Source organism: Bacteroidota bacterium (assembly GCA_023957335.1).
Lineage (GTDB): Bacteria > Bacteroidota > Bacteroidia > NS11-12g > UBA955 > JALOAG01.
In genome coordinates this window covers 172,233-192,928 of sequence record JAMLHC010000006.1, presented here as the reverse complement: position 1 = coordinate 192,928, position 20,696 = coordinate 172,233, and the positions used below count along the sequence as shown (strand labels likewise).

Annotated in this window: 18 protein-coding genes; 10 read left to right on the top strand and 8 right to left on the bottom strand. The window is 37.8% G+C overall.

Annotated features, from left to right (window positions below):
• Positions 1 to 93 precede the first annotated feature (93 nt).
• From M9892_11985 to M9892_11975, 3 genes are read left to right on the top strand one after another with little or no spacing between them, the layout of a single operon-like run.
• Positions 94 to 1,374: an NAD(P)/FAD-dependent oxidoreductase gene (locus M9892_11985; protein MCO5255070.1), complete on the top strand. Its 1,281-nt coding sequence runs from the start codon at positions 94 to 96 to the stop codon at positions 1,372 to 1,374.
• Positions 1,374 to 1,817: a nucleoside deaminase gene (locus tag M9892_11980; GenBank protein ID MCO5255069.1), complete on the top strand. Its 444-nt coding sequence runs from the start codon at positions 1,374 to 1,376 to the stop codon at positions 1,815 to 1,817. Before M9892_11985 ends, M9892_11980 begins: the two co-directional genes overlap by 1 nt.
• Complete coding sequence (locus M9892_11975) at positions 1,817 to 2,692, top strand: hypothetical protein (GenBank protein ID MCO5255068.1); 876 nt, start codon at positions 1,817 to 1,819, stop codon at positions 2,690 to 2,692. Before M9892_11980 ends, M9892_11975 begins: the two co-directional genes overlap by 1 nt.
• A gap of 54 nt (positions 2,693 to 2,746) precedes the next feature.
• Here the strand turns inward: M9892_11975 and M9892_11970 are convergent, their stop codons facing one another.
• Together M9892_11970 and M9892_11965 are read right to left on the bottom strand one after the other, a co-directional pair.
• A complete protein-coding gene (locus M9892_11970; protein MCO5255067.1) occupies positions 2,747 to 3,715 on the bottom strand; it encodes a peptidylprolyl isomerase in 969 nt (322 codons plus the stop codon).
• A 226-nt stretch (positions 3,716 to 3,941) separates the two neighbouring features.
• On the bottom strand, positions 3,942 to 4,295 hold the full coding sequence (locus tag M9892_11965) for a hypothetical protein (protein MCO5255066.1): 354 nt from the start codon (positions 4,293 to 4,295) through the stop codon (positions 3,942 to 3,944).
• 73 nt (positions 4,296 to 4,368) lie between these two features.
• Between M9892_11965 and M9892_11960 the strand changes: the two genes are divergently transcribed.
• Genes M9892_11960 through M9892_11950 form a run of 3 tightly spaced genes read left to right on the top strand, consistent with a single transcriptional unit; the run spans position 4,369 to position 7,278 of the window.
• Complete coding sequence (locus tag M9892_11960) at positions 4,369 to 5,910, top strand: GH3 auxin-responsive promoter family protein (protein MCO5255065.1); 1,542 nt, start codon at positions 4,369 to 4,371, stop codon at positions 5,908 to 5,910.
• Between the two features lie 8 nt (positions 5,911 to 5,918).
• Complete coding sequence (locus tag M9892_11955) at positions 5,919 to 6,542, top strand: hypothetical protein (GenBank protein ID MCO5255064.1); 624 nt, start codon at positions 5,919 to 5,921, stop codon at positions 6,540 to 6,542.
• Positions 6,543 to 6,579: 37 nt separating this feature from the next.
• Positions 6,580 to 7,278 (top strand): 16S rRNA (uracil(1498)-N(3))-methyltransferase, encoded by a 699-nt coding sequence (locus M9892_11950; GenBank protein ID MCO5255063.1) that lies wholly within the window; start codon positions 6,580 to 6,582, stop codon positions 7,276 to 7,278.
• Here M9892_11950 and thiL read toward each other — a convergent pair.
• A complete protein-coding gene (gene thiL / locus M9892_11945) occupies positions 7,275 to 8,309 on the bottom strand; it encodes a thiamine-phosphate kinase (protein ID MCO5255062.1) in 1,035 nt (344 codons plus the stop codon). The two genes, M9892_11950 and thiL, sit on opposite strands and share 4 nt — an antisense overlap.
• Before the next feature lie 58 nt (positions 8,310 to 8,367).
• Here thiL and M9892_11940 point away from each other — a divergent pair, with 58 nt between their 5' ends.
• Positions 8,368 to 9,063: a ComF family protein gene (locus M9892_11940; GenBank protein MCO5255061.1), complete on the top strand. Its 696-nt coding sequence runs from the start codon at positions 8,368 to 8,370 to the stop codon at positions 9,061 to 9,063.
• On the opposite strand, the gene M9892_11935 is transcribed toward M9892_11940, so the two are convergent.
• Genes M9892_11935 through M9892_11915 form a run of 5 tightly spaced genes read right to left on the bottom strand, consistent with a single transcriptional unit; the run spans position 9,041 to position 16,165 of the window.
• Entirely contained in the window at positions 9,041 to 10,450 is a 1,410-nt protein-coding gene (locus tag M9892_11935) for an amino acid permease (GenBank protein MCO5255060.1), read from the bottom strand. The two genes, M9892_11940 and M9892_11935, sit on opposite strands and share 23 nt — an antisense overlap.
• Before the next feature lie 57 nt (positions 10,451 to 10,507).
• Positions 10,508 to 10,699 carry a hypothetical protein gene (locus M9892_11930; protein MCO5255059.1) on the bottom strand — a complete coding sequence of 64 codons (192 nt, stop codon included), beginning with the start codon at positions 10,697 to 10,699 and terminating at the stop codon, positions 10,508 to 10,510.
• Positions 10,696 to 11,835 carry an acyl-CoA dehydrogenase gene (locus M9892_11925; protein MCO5255058.1) on the bottom strand — a complete coding sequence of 380 codons (1,140 nt, stop codon included), beginning with the start codon at positions 11,833 to 11,835 and terminating at the stop codon, positions 10,696 to 10,698. The genes M9892_11930 and M9892_11925 overlap by 4 nt, the downstream gene beginning before the upstream one ends.
• A 46-nt stretch (positions 11,836 to 11,881) precedes the next feature.
• A complete protein-coding gene (locus tag M9892_11920; protein ID MCO5255057.1) occupies positions 11,882 to 12,394 on the bottom strand; it encodes an acetyl-CoA carboxylase biotin carboxyl carrier protein subunit in 513 nt (170 codons plus the stop codon).
• Entirely contained in the window at positions 12,395 to 16,165 is a 3,771-nt protein-coding gene (locus tag M9892_11915; GenBank protein ID MCO5255056.1) for a T9SS type A sorting domain-containing protein, read from the bottom strand.
• 259 nt (positions 16,166 to 16,424) lie between these two features.
• Here M9892_11915 and M9892_11910 point away from each other — a divergent pair, with 259 nt between their 5' ends.
• The 3 genes from M9892_11910 to M9892_11900 all read left to right on the top strand — a co-directional run bounded on the left by M9892_11910 (position 16,425) and on the right by M9892_11900 (position 20,610).
• The gene (locus tag M9892_11910; protein MCO5255055.1) at positions 16,425 to 17,468 is read left to right on the top strand and encodes an asparaginase; all 1,044 of its coding nucleotides are present in this window, start codon (positions 16,425 to 16,427) and stop codon (positions 17,466 to 17,468) included.
• Between the two features lie 4 nt (positions 17,469 to 17,472).
• A complete protein-coding gene (locus tag M9892_11905) occupies positions 17,473 to 18,342 on the top strand; it encodes a glycosyltransferase family 2 protein (GenBank protein ID MCO5255054.1) in 870 nt (289 codons plus the stop codon).
• 87 nt (positions 18,343 to 18,429) lie between these two features.
• Positions 18,430 to 20,610: a S8 family peptidase gene (locus tag M9892_11900; GenBank protein MCO5255053.1), complete on the top strand. Its 2,181-nt coding sequence runs from the start codon at positions 18,430 to 18,432 to the stop codon at positions 20,608 to 20,610.
• Positions 20,611 to 20,696: the final 86 nt, after the last annotated feature.

Below are 20,696 nucleotides of genomic sequence, written 5' to 3'. Positions count from 1 at the left end.
ATTGTGATTGAAGCCGTCAACTTCGATTAATATCGATTTAAAAGATATTGGGAGGCTATTCTTTCTAATTTCGCACCGATATATTTTTCAGCTATGAACTTACCTCCATTAAAAGGCAAACAAAAACGAGTATTGATTGTGGGAGCAGGATTTGCAGGATTGAAGTTAGCAAAACGACTCCCGATAGACTTATTTCAAGTCATTTTAATAGATAAAAACAACTATCATCAATTTCAACCTTTGCTGTATCAAGTTGCAACATCGGGACTTGAGCCAAGTAATATTTGCTTTCCACTTAGAAAAGTTTTTCAGAAAAAATGGAATGTTTATATGCGCTTTACGCGAGTAACAGGTGTAAATCAAGCAAACAAAACCATTACAACGGAAATTGGAGAGATTCCCTACGATTATTTGGTTTTGGCGTATGGTGCAGTTACCAATTTTTTTAATAATTCAATCATAGAACAAAATGCATATTCAATGAAATCGGTGTCAGAAGCTTTGTTGCTCAGAAACACACTTTTGCAGAATTATGAAAAAGCATTGAATGCTTCTACTGCTGTGGAGAAAGATCAGTTATTGAATGTTGTGATTGTGGGGGGAGGTCCCACGGGCGTGGAATTAGCAGGGGCAATCTCCGAAATGAGAAATAAAATCCTGCCAAAGGATTATACAGAGATTAATTTTCAAGATATGAAAGTGTATCTCATCGAAGCAAGTCCTAAGTTGCTGGGAGCCATGTCAGAGAAGTCAGGTAACACTGTACAAACATATTTAGAAAAGTTAGGAGTTACAGTGATGAAAGGTATTGCAGTGAAAGACTTTGACGGGAAAAAAGTTGAATTGAGTGATGGGAATTCATTGCACAGCAATACATTGATTTGGGCGGCAGGAGTTAAAGGGAGTATAATACAAGGCTTGCAGGATGAGTTATACTCTAAGAGTTTGAGATTGATAGTAGATGAGTTTAATGCAGTAAAGGGAACAGAAGGTATCTATGCCATAGGTGATATCGCCCAAATGGAAACCGAACAATATCCAAAAGGACATCCACAGGTAGCACAAGTAGCACTGCAACAAGCAGACAATCTTGCCCGCAACATGGTGAATTCGCTTACTGCCAAACAAATGCTTGCATTTGAATATCAGGACAAAGGAAGTCTCGCCACTGTCGGCAGAAATAAAGCAGTTGCGGATTTGAAGAAATTAAAATTAAATGGATTTATCGCTTGGTTTGTATGGATGGCAGTGCACCTTTTATCCATCATTGGTGTTAAAAATAAATTTTTTATTGTGATAAATTGGGTTTGGCAATATTTCACCTATGACCCATCTTTGCGTCTAATTATCAAAGCTAAAGACAAGAAGCAGTAATGGAAAACATCTTATCGGATGAATACTTCATGGAGATAGCACTCAAGGAAGCTCAAAAAGCTTTTGATGATGATGAGGTTCCCATTGGAGCGGTCATTGTTCATGAAAATAAGATAATAGGAAAGGGCTATAATCAAACCGAAAAGCTCAAAGACATTACGGCTCATGCGGAAATGATTGCCATTACGGCTGCTTCCGGTTATATAGGCAGTAAATATTTGGAAGAATGTACCATGTATGTTACGCTCGAACCGTGTGTGATGTGTATGGGTGCGCTGAAAGCCTCACGTATTACTAAAGTTGTATTTGGAGCATCTGAGCCTAAAACCGGATTTTCTGTTTTCCTGCCTTCTCAATTTGCAAATAAGATTAATATTGTAGGGAACATTAAACAGCAAGAATGTGCTTTACTAATGCAAGATTTTTTTAAAAATAAAAGGTAATGAGAAAAGCATCACTTCAAATATATATCATCTCTTTACTTGCAATTTTACTGATGAGTTCTTGTGCTTTTGAGATGAGCAAACGCAGGTATAGCAATGGATGGTCTGTCCGATTTTCTACCTCAAAGCAAGCACCGGAGAAAAAAAATACACCAAAGGCGTGGAAGTCAGTTGCTATTAGTTCGTTACAGCCTTATGATGCATTTCAAGATAGTTCTATTCCAAAAACAAGTCCCATAATTCAAGTCATTCCTAAGGACACGATTAAAAGAGTCATAGGTAGGATGTCTGTGGTGGATACAATCCAACCTAAAAGAGATTCGGATACACTTGTAAGCGATCAAGAAGATTATGTGCCCGGATATGAAAATGCAAAAAAGAATATAGAAAAAGTAAGCATCGCAACCGTGATTGTTTTTGTACTTGCATTAACTGCGGTCATTTTAGCAGGAACCCTTGTCAGTGTTGGTGTTACAACAGCAGTTTTACATCCATTTTATCTCACTATGTTTATACTCACCGGTGTGTCTATTTGGCGTTTTATAAAAATGGGTAAAGTAATGTCATTCCTATATCGCGAAGGACCTCGATATTACGATACTGAAAATCCTGTTCATGATGCAAAATTAAAAAGACGTTTTCGCATGATGGTGAATGCTTTATTTATAATGCCATTAGCTTCATTATTCATGGCGATAATATTGCACAAAAGGCTGAAATCTAACTCTGACGAATTGGATAGCGAACTCAATTATTTATTGAGAAATAAAGCAGGATGGTATATTTTTTATTCCGTTTTAGTCTTGCTTCTCTGGACGTATTTGTTCTATCTTTCGTATCCTTACTTATTTATCACTTTGTTTAAATTCATATAACAAAAAAACCCATGCTTTGACATGGGTTTTTTGTTATGATATTTTAAACGTATATTATTCGATACTGATAATTTTCACATCAAAAATAAGTGTGGCATTGGGAGGGACAACTCCTTGTGCTCCTTGTGCTCCATAACCTAAAGCAGGAGGAATAATGAGAATAGCTTCTGTACCGGGGTTTAGAAGCATCATGCCTTCGTCCCAACCTGGTATTACTTGACCTGTACCCACTTGGAATTTGAATGGCTCATTTCTGTCGAGTGAAGAATCAAGTTTTCTTCCGTCCGGTAGGGTAAGTGTATAATGACAAGTAATAGTTTGTCCGGCTTTTGCAGTTGCGCCTTTGCCTTGTTTTTTGATTACATATTTCAAACCGCTTGGAGTTGTTTTTGCACCTTTAGACATTTTAGCAATAGCTTCGTCTGCTTTCTTTTTGAGCTCTGCTTCACGCTTTGCATTTTTTTCGGCTACATGGGTTTTTTCATATTCAAACACTTCGGCAGCTTTGAAGTTCTCAGCATCTTTGCCTATTCTGATAATAGAAACATGTTCCATTACATCCCCTTGTTGAACAGCATTTACAACTTCTTGTCCGTCTATAACATGCCCAAAAACAGTGTGTTTTCCGTCTAACCAAGGAGTAGCAACGTGTGTAATAAAAAATTGGCTACCGTTCGTGGCAGGACCTGCATTTGCCATGGAGAGGATTCCGGGTCCGGTATGTTTTAAGTCATCTGCAAATTCATCTTCAAAACTATATCCGGGTCCACCCGCACCTGTTCCTTGTGGATCGCCACCTTGAATCATGAAATTGGCTATAACACGGTGGAATTTTAGACCGTCATAGAAAGCCTGACCGGCTCCAAAACTATTGTTTTTGATAGTGCCTTCGGCTAATCCTACAAAGTTGGCAACAGTCATAGGAGTTTTCTTAAATTCAAGCTCCAGCAAAATGTCTCCTTTGTTTGTCTGAATCTTTGCATACATACCTTCTTTGAGGTTTATTTCTTTATTGTTGTTCATAACGTAATACTGATTGTTCTTTTTAGTAACCTCCACTTTTACAGGTGTTTTGTCCGCAGGACTTGTGGAACTGCTTTCAGACACCGGTTGTGCAGATGTAGGGGAATTAGAATTCGCAGTAACTTCATTGGTTACCGGCTCTACTTTTGTGTTGGCACAAGCCGTCATACATAGTATGGCTCCGGCAATGGCATAAGTTAAAAAATGTTTTCTCATAAATTTTTATTTAAAATGCAATAATTTCTTCTTTGTCAAAATACTCGATAATATGCTGCTTCAAAAATAGCTCTTGTTCTGATATATCAAGTATAGGAATTGATTTAATTGATTTCCATTGGGGCCAACCTTCTGTATCAATACCTTCTAACTCATAATAACCTGAATAGCTCAGTATTTTACAGGTTGCAATGTGCATGAGCGAAACTTTCTCATCCTTAGAAAAATTTTTTTCTAACAGCACTCCAAACTCTCGCACACCAATAATAAACAGAATCGCATTGAGGTCAGGTTGTTTGTGTTCAAAACGTTCTGAAATGAAATTGGTTACTTGTCCCCATTTTTTTAATAACTCACTACTCATTTCTTTTTTTTCTCTAATATTGCCTACGTGTTGTTAGGTATTGATTGTTGGACAGATATAAGGCTGCAAAGAAATGAAAATCATAGGTCAGATTTTAAATAGAGGTAAAGAAATTTCTACGGCTTTATTGCTAAATAAGGTGAAAGCGGGTACGTCTCAAAAAAGAACTTTAAAAAAGCTTTTGACAAAAGCCAAAAATACTGCATTTGGAAGGCACTATAATTTTAGTGCCATTCTTGAGAGCAAGGATGTTTACAAAGCATTTTCTCAGGAAGTACCACTTTCGGATTACTCCAAAATGTTTCCATGGTGGCAAAGAGAATATAATAATGAAGAAAACATTACCTGGCCCGGCAAAGTGGAATATTTTGCACTGAGTTCGGGAACTTCTGAAGGTGCAAGTAAATATATACCCGTTACAGCTGATATGTTAAAGGCTATCAAAAAAGGCGGTATTAGACAGATTGTAAATATTGCATTAACAGATTTGCCTAAAGATTACTTAGCTAAACATTATTTGATGATTGGCGGCAGCACTGATTTACACTTTAATGGAAGTGTGTTCTCCGGTGATTTGAGTGGGATTACAACTCAAAATGTTCCCTTCTGGATGGAACGTTTTTCCAAGCCCAGCATGGAGGTGAGAGGTACTAAAAATTGGCAAGAAAAGATAGATAAAATTACTTCGGATGCCAAAAAATGGGATGTAGTAATGGTAGCGGGTGTTCCAGCATGGATTCAACTACTTTTTGAGAATATTATCAAGACATATAACCTCAATAATATTCATGAAATTTGGCCTAATTTGTCTGTATTTGTTCATGGAGGGGTTGCTTTATCTCCTTATAGAAAAAGTTTCGATGCACTGATGGGCAAACCCATTATGTATTTTGAAACATATCTCGCTTCGGAAGGGTTTGTTGCTTTTCAGCACAAACTTAATTCAAAAGGTATGAAACTAATCTTTAGAAATGAAATGTTTTATGAGTTTATTCCTTTTGATAGCAATAACTTTAATGTGCATGGGGAGTTGGTAGAACATCCTACTGTTGTTCCCATTACTGAGGTAGAAGAAGGAGTCGAATATGCAATTTTGCTTACTACTTGTGCTGGGGCATGGCGTTATATGATTGGCGATGTGGTCAAATTTGTGGATGTAGAAAATTGTGAAATTAAAATTACAGGAAGAACTAAACATTTTTTGAGTATGTGTGGTGAGCACTTATCTGTCGGCAATATGAACCAAGCGCTTCAAATCGTATCAGAGAAATTGAACACAAATTTTATTGAGTTTACGGTCAAAGGAGTTCCTTACGAAAATTTCTTTGCTCATCAATGGTATATCGGTGTAAACGGTGATAATGTAAATGAAGATGAAGTTAGAAAATTACTTGACGACACTTTGAAATCGCTCAATGACGACTATGCAACCGAAAGGCTTCATGCTTTAAAAAATATTATGGTTACTTTAATACCTAATGACACTTTTCTTCAATGGATGGAGCGTCAAGGAAGAACAGGGTCGCAAAACAAATTTCCGAGAGTCCTGACCGATGAAAAATACAAGGATTGGCAAGCGTTTTTGAATGAGTGTCATGGAGTAAAAGTTGGTTAAATATTACTTTGAAAAACTATTTATTCGTTAGTATTTCATTACTTCTAATGGCTTGTAACCCTTACAAGGATAAGTATATAAATGCTGATAACCTGCCATTAGTGTGGGATAAAATCAAACAAGGCAAAAGTCTTTCCGCTTCGCAGAGAGATTTCTTTGAGAACCTTTTTGAGATTAATCAAGGCAGAAAATCTTATCAAAAATATCTGGCTAATTTGATGACAGGCTCAAAACCGGAGGACTTGGATGAGATTATGCTCAATGAGCTTGACTTTCAATATGTAAGCAATAAAATCTTTAAGTTGTTGGAATCAAATAAGGTAACTTATGCAGCAATTTTAAATGAAATTGCAAAATCAGATTCATTGAATGAGTATTATTCTCAGCAACTTTCGCTCGTGTATGCTGAAATTGACTCGGTTTGTATTGTGTTAGATAAAGAGAAGGGTAGTGAGTTACAATATCACAGACCGGATGTCCTTTATGGTTATTGTCCGTATATGGATGACAATCACCCGCTTTATAAGAAAGCTGAAACAATCAGAAATAAGAGAGATTCTGAAATTGAATCTAAGTGCTCAATTCTGTCAAGAATCCGGAGATTAGAAAGTGAGTTAATAAGCGGATTATGATTTAAACAAATGCTAATTGAATAAATTTGTAATGTGAATGGATAATTTTTTTGGGGATATTAATGCCGAAGGTAAGCTTGTATTAAGCAAAGATGAAATTGCACATTGTATGCGTGTAATGCGCAAGCAAGTAGGTGATAAGATAGGTGTGTTAAATGGCAAAGGATGTTTGTGGGAAGCAGAAGTTGAACTCAACACTAACAAAACCGGAGAAGTAAAAATGCTTGCTGAAACTCACGCAACACCCACACTCAATTATAAATTTCATTTGGCAGTTGCGCCCACCAAAAGCGCGGATAGAATTGAATGGTTGCTTGAAAAAGCCATTGAAACGGGCATTCACCGGCTTACACTTATCTATACACAACGCACAGAACGCAAGCATACCAATGTGGAAAGACTTGAAAAAATTGCGGTTGCTGCCGCAAAACAAAGCGGACAATTATTGTTACCTGAAATCAATGAAAGTAAGTTTTTGGATTTTATTCAATCCTGTAAAGCCCAAGCCAAATTCATAGCCGCTTGCCCTGACTTGGATGGGATACAACCCTTGTCTGCTTTGAAAGTACAAAAAGAGATATGTATCTTAGTGGGTCCTGAAGGTGATTTTACACCCGAAGAATATCAAAACGCAATTCAGGCGGGTTTTCAGCCCATTAGTTTAGGCAAACAACGTTTCAGAACTGAAACTGCAGCATTGATGGCTGTAATGGCAAAGTTTGCCTATGACAACTAAACATGTTGCCAGCCTTGCGCCTCTAATTTATGTTTATTGCCATTGCGCGAAATCATACAGATACCTTCGCTCAAATCAGTTGCATAACCAATTATACTAATATCCGCATTGTTTTTTATTTTATCATAATCTTCCTGCTTCAGCGTGAATAGCAACTCATAATCCTCGCCTCCATTGAGTGCGCAAACAGTGGGGTCTAAACCCAGTTCTCTGGCTTTGTCAAATGTGGCTTGGTCAATCGGCAGTTTGTCTTCATAAATCACAAAGCCAAGTTCAGAATGTTTGGATAAATGATGCAGTTCGCTACTGATTCCATCTGAAACGTCAATCATTGACGAAGGGGTGATATTTAACTTGTTTAGAAGAGAAATAATGTCAACTCTTGCTTCCGGTTTCAATTGTCTTTGAAGGATATAATCATTGCCTTCCATGTCCGGTTGTACATCAGGGTTTTCCATAAAAAGACGCTTCTCCCTTTCTAATAACATATACCCGGTATAGGCAGCTCCTAAGTCTCCGCTAACACAAACCAATTCTGCCTTTTTTGCCCCTTTGCGATAAGTGATTTTGTTTTTGTCCGCAAAACCAATGGCTGTAATGGAAATAAAAAGGCCCTTGCTGGAGGATGAAGTGTCGCCACCCACTAAATCTACTTCGTAATGTTCACAAGCTGCATGGATTCCCGCATATACTTCCTCAATGGCTTCGAGCGTAATCTTGCTGCTCAAACCAATGGAAACCACAATCTGAGTGGCTTTGCCGTTCATGGCAGCTATGTCAGAAATATTGCTTGATACAGCCTTGTAGCCCAAGTGTTTCAATGGTGTATAAACGAAATCAAAATGAACGCCTTCTAACAAAATATCATTGCTCACAAGCATATACTTTTCACCGCAATCAATCACGGCTGCATCATCTCCGACTCCTTTGATGGTAGAGGGTTGTGTGTTATGAAAAATTCCTGTTAAGTGGTCTATTAAACCGAACTCGCCCAATAATTCTATTTTTGATTTTTCCTGATTTTCAAACATTTGATTGCTTTATCTTCGTGTTTGCAAAATTAGTCTTTATGTTCCAAATCTGTTTTTGATGGAGAAAGTCAAAATAATAAATAGCATCATCCATTCTGTCTATCCGAATCTTTGCCCCGGATGTGAAGCTATTTTGCCTCAAAACAATTTGATTATTTGTCCTGATTGCGAAATGGAGTTGCCTGTTACTGATTATTATATGATGAGCGATAATCCTGTGGCAAAGATATTTTGGGGTAAGCTTGATTTCAAGAATGCTGCATCATACTTGAAATTTAATAAGAAGGGAATAGTTCAAGGAATGATGCATCAAATGAAATACTATGGCAATAAAGGGGTAGGGGTATATTTGGGGCGTAAGTTTGGTGAAAAACTAAGAGAAACTGCATTTATAGAGGGCATTGAGGGTATTATTCCGCTACCATTGCACCCAAAAAAATTGGTGCAAAGAGGTTATAACCAATCAGAGTATATCGTGAAAGGAATGTCGGAGGTGTTGGGATTGCCCATGATGAACCATGCAGTAGAAAGGGTGGTAAACAATATATCTCAAACCAAAGTTTCCGCTTCTGAAAGACATAATAATGTTAAAGACATTTTTCGTATCACAACCAATCATGGACTACAAAACAAGCACGTGTTGATTGTGGATGATACTATTACAACCGGTGCAACATTACTATCCTTAGGGAGTTGTTTACAAAAAGAAATAAACTGTACGATATCCTTTGCTACAATTGCTTCTGTGGTGTAGTCTTTAATTTCTTTTTCCAATAGTAATAAAAGGGCAGACCGGAGAAAATAAGAAACATCCCGGTAAGTGACTGAGTGGGTGAGTCAATGAAAGTAACTGCCAGCAATATGACACAAAAAACGGAGAAAATAATGGGAATAATAGGGTATCCGAGAGTTTTGTAAGGTCTGATTCTTTCTTTGTCTTTATACCTAAGTATAACCACCCCAAAAACAATGAGTCCATAAAAAGAGAAAGCAACGATTACAACCAAGTCGGTCAGCAAATCAAAAGAGCCGGAAAAAACCAGCAAACAAGCCCATACGCATTGTAAAACAAGGGAGTTATGTGGTGTACTGTATTTGGAATGAGATTTTTTAATTTTTTCAAAAAATAGCCCTTTATGTGCCATTGCATAATAGATTCGGGCAGAAGCGAGTATAGTAGCATTGGTGCAGCCAAATGTTGCAACCAATATCATGGCGCTAATCAAGCCGGCTCCCCCTGTTCCAAATATTTTGTCTATGACAAGCACGGCAGCAATTTTGTTGGTGTCGGCAGTAGTTTCTCTAATAATATCATCAATGGGCATGACATACAAATAGGCTGCATTTACTAATACATATAGGGAAACAATGAGTAACAATCCTATCGAAACAGCCTTAGGAATATCTTTCTCGGGTTTTTCCAGCTCTTCTCCCACAAATCCCAATGCCATCCAACCTTCATAAGCCCAAAAGGCATGTCGCATTGCAATAATGATAGCCCCCAACATACTCCAAAAACTTAATTCTTTGATAGAAATAACTGAAGAAGGTTTTGTGAGGGTAGCAACACTGCCAACTTTGCTTCCAAAAGCAAGCAACGCAATGAACAAGATACAGCAGATGATAATAAAAGTAAAGACCATGCTGAGATTACCACCCCATTTGGCTCCTCTGATATTGACTAAGGTCAGAATAACAATCAAGGCACAAGAAATGAGTTTTGCGCCAATATTATCAAAAGGTTGAATATCCAAGATTGAGAAAGACGCAATTTCTTCAGGCAAATGTGGCAGTGGAAAAAAAGTACCTATGGCTCCTGTAAACACGTATGCAATAGAAGCAATGGCAGCAGTCTGAATTACTGTAAATGATGCCCATCCATATAAAAATGAAACCGTTTTGCCATAGATTTTTTCAAGCCATGCAAACGGTCCACCTGATTCCGGATACATAGAGCCCAACTCAGCAATACTCCACATGCCAAACAAAGTCAGCAAACCTGCAAGAGCAAATGCTGCCACGACTAATAGGGGAGAGCCGAGTGATTCAGACATGGGAGCTACTTTTTTGAATACTCCCGACCCGATAATAGAGCTGATTACTATGACGATTGCCATTCGAAGACCGAATGACTTTTTCAAACCTTTATGGGTAACATTTTCCATGATTTATGTTGCCCTGCGGCTTGTTTTAAGAGACTATTCCTCTTTGATTGTTTGGTATTTTTCTTCCAACACACGCTTCATTGAATCCATTTTCTCTTGATCCTTCTTCATCATGTCATTCACTTCGGTCTCTTCTTGTGAATTCAATTTTTCATTTCCTCCGGAGCACGAAGAAAATGTTATGATAGCAACCCATGATATGGATATTAAAAAAAACTTTTTCATTTGAGGATGGTTCTTGATATAACCACTTTTTGTACTTCGCTTGTGCCTTCGTATATCTGTGTAATTTTGGCATCACGCATCAGCCTTTCAACATGATATTCTCTAACGTAGCCATATCCTCCGTGTATTTGAACGGCTTCGGTAGTAACTTTCATTGCTGTTTCTGCAGCATAAAGTTTAGCCATAGAACTAGCTAATCCGTAATCTTGATGTTGATCTTTTAGCCAAGCTGCTTTTAAACAAAGAAGGCGGACAGCTTCTATTTCAGTAGCCATATCAGCCAATTTGAATTGGATGGCTTGGTGGTTCATTATTTCTGTTCCAAATGCTTTTCTTTGTTTAGAGTAGGCAAGTGCCAATTCATAAGCACCTGATGCGATTCCTAGTGCTTGAGATGCAATGCCAATTCTTCCTCCGGCAAGCACTTTCATGGCAAATTTAAATCCGAAACCGTCTTCTCCGATTCTGTTTGCCTTAGGTACTTTGACATCAGTAAACATCAGTGTATGTGTGTTGGAAGCTCTGATTCCCATTTTATCTTCTTTTTTGCCAATGTGGAAACCTTCCCAACTTTTTTCAACTATAAATGCGTTGATCCCGTGATGTCCTTTATCCGGATGAGTTTGTGCAATTATAATATAGGTATCTGCCGAACTGCCATTTGTAATCCAGTTTTTGGTTCCGTTCAATAAATAATAATCTCCTTTGTCTTCTGCTGTTGTTTTTTGAGAGGTAGCATCAGAGCCGGCTTCAGGCTCTGAAAGACAAAAAGCACCATGCACTTCGCCTTTTGCTAATGGTACAAGGTATTTTTGTTTTTGCTCTTCTGTTCCATATTCTTCCAGTCCCCAACAAACAAGAGAGTTGTTTACACTCATACAGACACTCACCGAGGCATCTACTTTGGATATTTCTTCCATTGCCAGAACGTAAGAAACTGCATCCATTCCGCTGCCACCGTATTGAGGCGAAACCATCATTCCCATAAAACCTAGTTCTCCCAGTTTTTGAATCTGTACTTTAGGGAATTCTTCTTTGATATCTCTGTCTATTACACCGGGAAGTAATTCAGTCTGTGCAAAGTCTCGAGCTGCATCTCTTACTGCTTCTTGTTCTTCTGTTAATTGGAAATTCATATCATTTTTTTGTGGTGCAAATGTAATTTAATAACTCAAAATATTATCAACTGTTAGCTGATAATTCAATCATAACTTTGTTTTTTTCAATCGCTTGTTTGTCAGTTATGTGTATCGCTTTTACTACCCCATCAATAGGGCTTTTAATCACGTTTTCCATCTTCATAGCTTCCAAAATCAATAAAGAATCACCTTTGTTTACCTGCATGCCCGGTTCAACCAATACTTTGAGAACCAGTCCCGGCATAGGTGCTTTCACTTCACCAGCACCTTTGTTTAATAATTTGTCCAATCCTAAGTCTTTGAGCAGTTCATCCATTGGGTCTGCCAGATTTAAAACTAGTTTTTTTCCGTTGATGCGAAGTGTAACTTTTTTATTTTCTTTATCTAATTGAACTACAGCTACGCTGTATGAATGGTTGTTTACATTCAAAAAAGCCAATTCAGATTTCTTAATCCATTTAAAAGTTTGTACTATGGCTGTATTGTTAATTTTTACTCCGCCTCCCTTGTTCGAGTATGCTACAGTTTTATCGTTGAGTGTGATTTTGTAATCCATTTATAATTTTATAAACTTGGCTGCAAAGATGTGTTTTCCGTTGTTAAGTTTCAAGTAATAAACACCTGCCGACAATGTTTCAGTGGCTATGGTAAAAGTTTGCTTTTCAGCAGTAGTTCGTGTCTCATAAACAGTTTTTCCATCCGATGAAATAAGAGTGATAGTGTAGTATGAAGCATCATTCAAATCAATTTGGATAAACTTATCGAATGGGTTTGGGGATACTTTAATATTGTCAGAAACGGCAATAACAGAAGTTGAAGTATTTGCAACTACATAAAAATCAGAAATTAATTTATTGTTGTTAGGAATTTGGTCTAAGGCATAATCAATTTTTGCATGGATTTTATAATGAGCATCCTGTTCAAAATTTATATTGTCAAAGAAATTGTTGAAAATAAGTGTTTGTGTGGCTGATTGCACTAAATTGGCAGAAACGGACTGTGAATCTGATTTGAGAACATTATTTTGTGAATCTAATAAATAAACCTTTAAAACCACACTGTCGGGCTGCTCGCGACCGTTATTAGTAACTTTGACTGCTGCATAAGTTGGAATGTTTTTGTCAATAATAAGCGTGTCATTCTGTTTGGGTGTAACAATTTCGCTTACTTCTAAATCATTGTTCAGGATACTTTCAAAAGTAAATGTTAGGGTATCATTGAATGGGTTTTGATCTAAGGACTGATAGCCGGAAGCTTGCACCGTATATGTACCTGTCATGGTAGGATAATAGGGCGGAAACTCAATGGTGTCAAGTCCTCCAAAAAGTGAGGGAAGAGATTTGCGGATATAGTTATATATGATTGTATTATCCGGTGTCCAAATCATAACTGAGATAAAAGCAGAATCAGTGAGTAATCTTGAATTGTTTTGAATAACAATGCGAGGACTATATGAACCTCTGTTTACTTCAATTTCTTCGCTTGGGTTGTTCTTGATTTTATCCCAAATTTCATAATCAAAAGTCTTTTGGACTGTGTATGAAATAATGGCTGTATCGTTGTTCAGACTTTCATCTGTCCCTAAATTAGTATATGATTTAACAGAAATGCTGCCTTCGGGTCTTGCGTTGAATGTGCTGTCAAAATCAAGATACTTAGTGTTATTGGCAGCAATGGTAATGTTTTTAAGCAGAGTCTGTATAACGGCTCCTGTACTGTCATAGCTTTGAAAAACAACTTGAAATGGCACATTTTGGTCTTTAAATCCGTTATTTCGAACCAAGACCCTTGGGCGATAGAGGTATGAAAGGTGCAATGCACTGTCATTTTGAGGGCTTTCAATCGATACTACTTCCACATCATTCTCAACCCCAACTTTAAAATATATTGTTAAAGTATCATTACTCCTGTCTTGGTCTGTGCTGAGAGCCGTTTGGAAAAATGCTCGATAATTTCCTTGAGGTGGATTATTGAAAGATTTAGGAAATGAAATGCTGGTTGAGTCTCCAATAAATACCTGCAACATGGCTGTATCTGTATATACAAGCGTATTGTCTTTGTATATAAAACAATAGGCAGGGAAATAAGTCAATTGATGAAACTCACCCTTGTTTTTAACATTCAATTTGGGTTTAATGGCTGTGATATTTGCAGGATAGTTATATAATGAAATAGGCTCTATCGCAAAGTTTGCAGCTACATCATTTTCCATACCCACAATAAAATACCTAATAATGGTATCGTTGTGTAGGTCGTTGTCACCTGTCATTTTGGTATAGGTTACGAACTTATAAGTACTTGTTTTGGGTGCAATGAATTCGCTGAAGCCAACTGTTACACTCTGTCCGCCTTTGACTGATTTAGTTGCTATGTCTTGCCACATCAAAACATTATTAGAATCATAAATTTGTCCATATACCTGAAAGGTTCTGTCATCAAATCCAAAGTTATCCGCTTTGACAGTCGGGAAAATTGTATCTATATTGTATTGATAGGTTCCTCCATTAAATGGGGTAAAAACAAGTGTCATTCCTACATCTGAATATTTGCCGGCTAAAACGTGGGCATTCAGTGTGTCGTTTTGCGTAAATTGATCAGTGGTGAGTTTGGTGATAATTTCAACGGTATAGTCACCTGTGGTTGTAGGGAAGAAGGATTTGTCAAAAGTTACTTTACGGTTGTTGCCTGATGATAAGGTGTCAAACACTGAGGAAGAGTATATCAAAGTACCTCCATAGTATTTGATGTTACATATAGTCTCAAACGGGATAATTTGATCGTTGGTTCCAATATTTCGAATGGTTGCTTGCGGTGCCAGCGTGTCAAAAGTGCCAAAGACCAGTGTGTCTTTAGGAAAGTCAAAGGACACTGGCGTTATGTCATTATCCGCTTGAATGCGGGGCTCAATCATAAACCTAAATGGAGCATCAGGACTGAAATCATTCCATGTAGAAGAGCCAACGGGTGAAGTTTCAAAGAAAGTGCCATTTCTCACTGGGTCTTCGTATTGAAACCCAAAGGCAATATTGTTTGTGCCTATTTGTCGTACCCCAACAAAGAAAGTACCATTGACAGAAACGGGAGGCCATACAGGCATAATATATTCTCCCGGTTTTGAGGTTTGGGAATCAGATTGCCAGAGCAGTGTACCTGGCTTTCCTTGCGGTCCGGTTGCATCCCAAATCCCGATTCTAAAAGGCTCATTCCCGAAACCGAACATGACACTGATTTGGTTAATCGCCTTCTTTTGAGATGAAATAAATTTGGCTACAAAATCACCGGTGCCACCGTTAAAACCTATTCCTCCGGGTGCCGGTGGTTCTTTTAGGTTTCTGTATGAATATGTAAAAGCAGTGGCTTCACGAAGTCCGTCAATGGTGTCGTTGCTTGCAATGCCATCCGGCTCTAGCAATACTATCAGGGTGTCCATCCCTATATAGTGAAGGTTCCTGATAGGAAAAGCAAATAAGTCTTGTTCACTTGCTTTTAGGCTGAATGTCAATGTGTCAATAAAAACATTAGCCCCATAACTGTATAAATAAGCGTGGTGTCCAACCACATCATGTTTCCCGGAATTTAATAATAGCACTTTGACAGTGTCCGGGTTGCCCAAAGGTACAGGAATTTTACCCAATGAATACAATGCCGAAACTCCAATTTCAACATCATATCTCGGATAATTTATCCTAATCATGGGTTTGCGTTCATTGCTTGAACTTAAAGTGTTACTGGGCGTAAGTGTGTTAGTTGCCGAATAATACTTATTTTGGTTGGAAAGATAACCTGATTGGGTAGAAGCATTGTCATAGTACCAATTGATTTGGGCGGTTTGAGTATTGGGTTGGGTGTATTCAACCAGAATTTCAAAATTTTGTCCTAAAGTAGTATCCCAATAGTAAGGGGAGCTAAAAGTAAATGTGATAAATCCTCGTTTGCCGTTCATTACTGAGTTTGGATTGTTGTCATACACTTTGACAAAACCAAGCCCGCTGATTTCACTTGACCACGACAAACTTCCTGCGCCAAAATCTGTTTGTGAGGTTGGTCTGATATAAATTTTGAGGTTATTACTTCCTGTTAAATCATCTGTATTGTCTTTGAAAAAGCTAACAGACCAAATGCTATCACCATGTTCTAACTCTCCCAGTAATGATGAACTGTATATATATGCAAAACGACTCACCGAATTCACACTCGTTGTAGTGTACATCGGACCATAAGCATTAGATGTGAACGTACCCGAACCGATAGTGGTGCTCTGCGAGTACACAATGGAAGGCAGTGTGATAAGGAAAAATAAGTATAATTTCAGTAAATATTTAATCATATTTTGGAGCGTCTGATTGAGTTTGAAGCAACAAATATAATGAAAAACTGATGCATGATTTTTTTGATAGTGGAATTTGAATAGGAATAATCCCTTTTTTGTCAAATGTGGCACAGTTATAAGTTAACAAAGTGCCCAATAATAATCGTTTGGAAGAAATGCAATTAAATTTCTCAATCCATAGTCCAAAATATACATTTGCAGTCTTGTAACAATGTCGGGCATGCCAATATAATCCAACCACAAGACTAAATCAACAATGAAAAATAAAACAGCGAATCCTATTTTAGTACAATCAATGCGAGGCGAGGTTGTCGAGAGTTTTCACAGAGGGGTGATATGTGTAATAAACAAAGAAAAAAAGATTGTTTTCAGTCTGGGAGATGTGGAACAAGTTTGCTATCCGCGTTCGGCAATGAAATTTTTTCAACACATACCTTTCTTTTCACGTGGGGGAGCAGAAGAATTTGATTTAACATTGGAAGAAATTGCTTTGATATGCAGCTCGCACAATGGTGAAAAGCAACATGTTGAAACAGTAAAAAGAATATTGGCAAAGGGTGGTTTTACTGAAAATGATTTGGAATGTGGTGCTCAAATGCCTGAGTTGTCAAGCGACCAGGCAGATTTAATAAAAAGCGAACAAAAACCAAGTAGTATTCACAATAATTGCTCAGGTAAACATACCGGATTTTTGCTTTTTTGCAGACTTCTTGGTGTGGACCACAAAAATTATATTTCACCTGAACACACTATTCAAAAAATCATTGCAGAAACCTGTTCACGTTACTACGAAACACCGATTTCGGATTCACATATTGGGATTGATGGGTGTTCTGCGCCTATTTTTTCATATACTGTTTATAAACAAGCGGTTGCATATCAAAACTTGATTAACCCTATAGACTTTCCTGAAAAAGAGCAGAAAGCCTGTGCTGTAATGATAGAGGCAGTAACCACGTATCCGTTTATGATTGCCGGTACAAAGAGATATTGCACTGAGTTAATGGGTGTTGCCGGTGATAATGTAGTTGGAAAAACAGGAGCAGACGGAGTGTATTGTATGTCAATTTTCAACCAAGACTTAGCTGTTTGTATAAAAGTAGATGATGGTAAAATGGGAATTCAATATGTAGTTGCACAATCTTTACTCTCAAATTCAGGGTTAATTTCAAAAGCACAAGCAGCTATTTTGGAAAGGTTTGTTCATTATGAAACAAAAAATTTTGGAGGTTTGATTGTGGGAGAAATCAGACCCAATCCCGAACTCAATTTTAATATAAATCAATCCCAAACCGCTTGATAATATGTTTGTCAGCGGTTTTACAATTATCCGTAATGGTGTAACAGGAGGCTATCCGGTCTCAGAAGCCATATTGTCTATCTTGCCTTTGGTGGACGAAATGATTGTGGCTGTAGGAAAGTCAACGGATGGCACACTAAGTTTGATTCAATCCATAGATTCTGATAAAATCAAAATCGTTGAAACTGTTTGGGATGACACTTTGAGAGAAGGCGGTAAAGTACTTGCTGTTGAAACAAACAAAGCATTAGAACATGTCTCCCCTAAATCAGACTGGTGCTTTTATATTCAAGCCGATGAATGTGTACATGAGGATGATTATGACAACATTAGAATCAGTATGCAGAAATGGCTCAATGACAATTCGGTTCAGGGTTTGGTCTTTGAGTATTTGCATTTTTATGGTTCTTATGATTTTCTTGCTGACTCGCGTAAGTGGTATAGACACGAAGTGAGAATTATCAGAAACAATCCACAAATCCGCTCCTATATGGATGCGCAAGGTTTCAGAATTGCTAATCAGAGATTACCGGCAAAAAAAATAAACGCTCGCATTTTTCATTATGGTTGGGTAAAACATCCCCAAGAGCAAATGTCTAAACAAATTCAGGCACGCAAACTGTGGCATGACGACCAATTCATTTTCGAAAAAGTAGCAGTTGAACAAGAGTTTGACTACGGGAAAATTGATTCTATAAAGAGGTTTACGGGTTCACATCCCAAAGTATATCATGAACGAATAGCCAAACAAAACTGGACTTTTGACCGAGACCCCAATATCACTCACCTATCACTTAAAAATAAAATTTTAATGAAAATAGAAAAGCTAAGCGGATGGCGCATCGGTGAGTTTAGAAACTATAAATTAGTATAAACCCATAGAGGATATTGATTTTTGCTCATTTCAATAAAAAAAATCAGTATGAAACTTATCCATTAAAATTGCAATTCAATTATTCACATGAAAAAAACGATATTCATTTTTCTAAGTTGTTTTCTATATTTTGGGCTTAAAGCTCAAACTCCAAGTAATTACAATCAACAACCGGTGCTTGCCAATGAAAATGGTGAAATTCCAACTTTGATTCTGGTCAATTCTGCAATTAATGAGAGCGAATTAACTCAATTGCATATCAAAGTTGAGACCAAGGCGGGTAACGTGTGGAGCGTGCTTGTTCCACAATCACAGCTTGCATACTTATCGGGGGTAAAGGGTGTAGAAGCCATTGAGCCTGCACTCAGGCTGAATGCAACGCATGCCAAAATGGATTCTGTGCGCAAATTGATGAGAGTGGACCAAGTTCACGATGGGATAAACAATGGATTGCCACAGAATTTTACCGGCAAAGGGGTCATTGTAGGAATTGTTGATATTGGGTTTGATTATAAGCATCCTGCATTTTATGCAGCAGACAGTGTTACCTATAGGGTAAGTCGGGTATGGCAGCAAAATCATGATGAAGGAACACCACCCTCAGGATATGATTACGGTTCAGAACTTATCGGGAAAGAAGAAATCTTCACAGACCTTGACTTGAACGGAACGCATGGTACACACGTTGCCGGTATTGCGGCAGGTAGTGGCATAGGCTCGCCTGACCTCAAGTATCAAGGACATGCACCTGATGCAGAACTTGTTTTTGTGAGTATTAAATATTTTAATGAGCAATTGCCGGGAAGTGCCATGAGCGATTATCTGATTGCAAACCCTGCCATTATTGATGCCTATAACTATATTTTTAATTATGCCAAGTCGGTGGGTAAACCTGCTGTTATCAACCTAAGCTGGGGAATGCACACGGGTCCGCATGATGGAACTTCTTTGTTCGATTTGGCTACCAATAATTTAATTGGCGAAGGCTTGATTCTGGTGGGTGCCGCTGGCAATGAAGGTACTAACCCTATGCATTTTGAAGCTGAGTTGAGAGGAGATACTGTAAAAACTATTGTAATTGAGAATGAACGATTTTCATATCCAAAAGAAGAAGTTTATGTGGATATGTGGGGCAGTGGGAACTCTGTTTTTTCTGTGTCGGCACATTTGATTGATACAACAGGAAATATTGTGTACGAAAGCGCTTATCTATCCTCATCAAAAGCAGGAACTGACACCAAATTTTTTGACACAGATTCCGGAAAATTTTCAATTATCACTTTTACCAATTCTTATTATGTGCCCAACGGGAAACCTAATATTCGCTTGCTTCTTACCAATCCGGACCCGGCAAAATACAATATTGGTTTGTCTATCACATCACCTTACTCCGATGTTCATGCTTGGAATTCAGGGGGGATTTATCGTTATACTTCAGGACGATTTGTGAACCAATACAATCAAATTAATTTTTCATCAACATACAAAGCCGGCAATACAGATTATACAGTAGGGGAGAATGGTGGGACTTCCAAGAGTGTTATTACTGCAGGCGCAATGACTGCAAAGAACCTTTACTATGGTATTTTTAATGACACTTTTAATGACCAAGGGTATTCAGCCATTGGCAATATTACTCCTTTTAGCAGTCGTGGTCCGACAGCAGATGGCAGAATAAAGCCCGATATCTTAGCGCCCGGTATGGATGTGGCAGCCCCTATTTTTCTACAAGAATTCCCAGGGTGGTCAAAGAATAGACTGGTTGCCATTACTGAATTTAATGCTGACACATTTGCTTATGGGGTTTTTTCAGGTACTTCAATGGCTTCACCTCAAGTAACAGGCACAGTAGCTTTGATGTTGCAAGCTAACCCAAAGCTTACATCATTTCAGATTAAGCAGATTCTTGCTAAAACTGCAATTGTTGACAGTAAAACAGGTGCGGTTCCAAATAATAACGCAGGATGGGGAAAGGTCAATACCTATGAAGCTGTAAAAGAATCATATAGAATTCTAAGTACAGGTGGTATCCATTTCCAAGTTCCTAAGATTATTGCATTCCCAAACCCGAGCTTTGATGAGGTTACCATTCAATCTGAACAAGAACCGATTGAACAGATTGCAATATATGCCATGAATGGTGTGCTGATTTCCAAAGAAGATTTCTCGGAGAAAATGTTTTCAGTCAAACTTTCTCTAACGGAATTAAAAGGAGGAGTCTATATCTTAAAGGTAAATCACCAAGTTCTTCGTTTGATTGTGGATTGAATTTAGGTTCTTGAAAAAAATAAAAATCAAACTTGTTTTGAATAGATAAAAAACTATTTTTGCACCCACGTTTTCAGAAGGGGCGG

Excerpts from the sequence above, each read along its gene's own strand:
- M9892_11985 (MCO5255070.1), top strand. The coding sequence starts at position 94 with ATGAACTTACCTCCATTAAAAGGCAAACAAAAACGAGTATTGATTGTG.
- M9892_11980 (MCO5255069.1), top strand. The coding sequence starts at position 1,374 with ATGGAAAACATCTTATCGGATGAATACTTCATGGAGATAGCACTCAAG.
- M9892_11975 (MCO5255068.1), top strand. The coding sequence starts at position 1,817 with ATGAGAAAAGCATCACTTCAAATATATATCATCTCTTTACTTGCAATT.
- M9892_11970 (MCO5255067.1), bottom strand. The coding sequence starts at position 3,715 with ATGAACAACAATAAAGAAATAAACCTCAAAGAAGGTATGTATGCAAAG.
- M9892_11965 (MCO5255066.1), bottom strand. The coding sequence starts at position 4,295 with ATGAGTAGTGAGTTATTAAAAAAATGGGGACAAGTAACCAATTTCATT.
- M9892_11960 (MCO5255065.1), top strand. The coding sequence starts at position 4,369 with ATGAAAATCATAGGTCAGATTTTAAATAGAGGTAAAGAAATTTCTACG.
- M9892_11950 (MCO5255063.1), top strand. The coding sequence starts at position 6,580 with ATGGATAATTTTTTTGGGGATATTAATGCCGAAGGTAAGCTTGTATTA.
- thiL (MCO5255062.1), bottom strand. The coding sequence starts at position 8,309 with ATGTTTGAAAATCAGGAAAAATCAAAAATAGAATTATTGGGCGAGTTC.
- M9892_11940 (MCO5255061.1), top strand. The coding sequence starts at position 8,368 with ATGGAGAAAGTCAAAATAATAAATAGCATCATCCATTCTGTCTATCCG.
- M9892_11930 (MCO5255059.1), bottom strand. The coding sequence starts at position 10,699 with ATGAAAAAGTTTTTTTTAATATCCATATCATGGGTTGCTATCATAACA.
- M9892_11925 (MCO5255058.1), bottom strand. The coding sequence starts at position 11,835 with ATGAATTTCCAATTAACAGAAGAACAAGAAGCAGTAAGAGATGCAGCT.
- M9892_11920 (MCO5255057.1), bottom strand. The coding sequence starts at position 12,394 with ATGGATTACAAAATCACACTCAACGATAAAACTGTAGCATACTCGAAC.
- M9892_11915 (MCO5255056.1), bottom strand. The coding sequence starts at position 16,165 with ATGATTAAATATTTACTGAAATTATACTTATTTTTCCTTATCACACTG.
- M9892_11910 (MCO5255055.1), top strand. The coding sequence starts at position 16,425 with ATGAAAAATAAAACAGCGAATCCTATTTTAGTACAATCAATGCGAGGC.
- M9892_11905 (MCO5255054.1), top strand. The coding sequence starts at position 17,473 with ATGTTTGTCAGCGGTTTTACAATTATCCGTAATGGTGTAACAGGAGGC.
- M9892_11900 (MCO5255053.1), top strand. The coding sequence starts at position 18,430 with ATGAAAAAAACGATATTCATTTTTCTAAGTTGTTTTCTATATTTTGGG.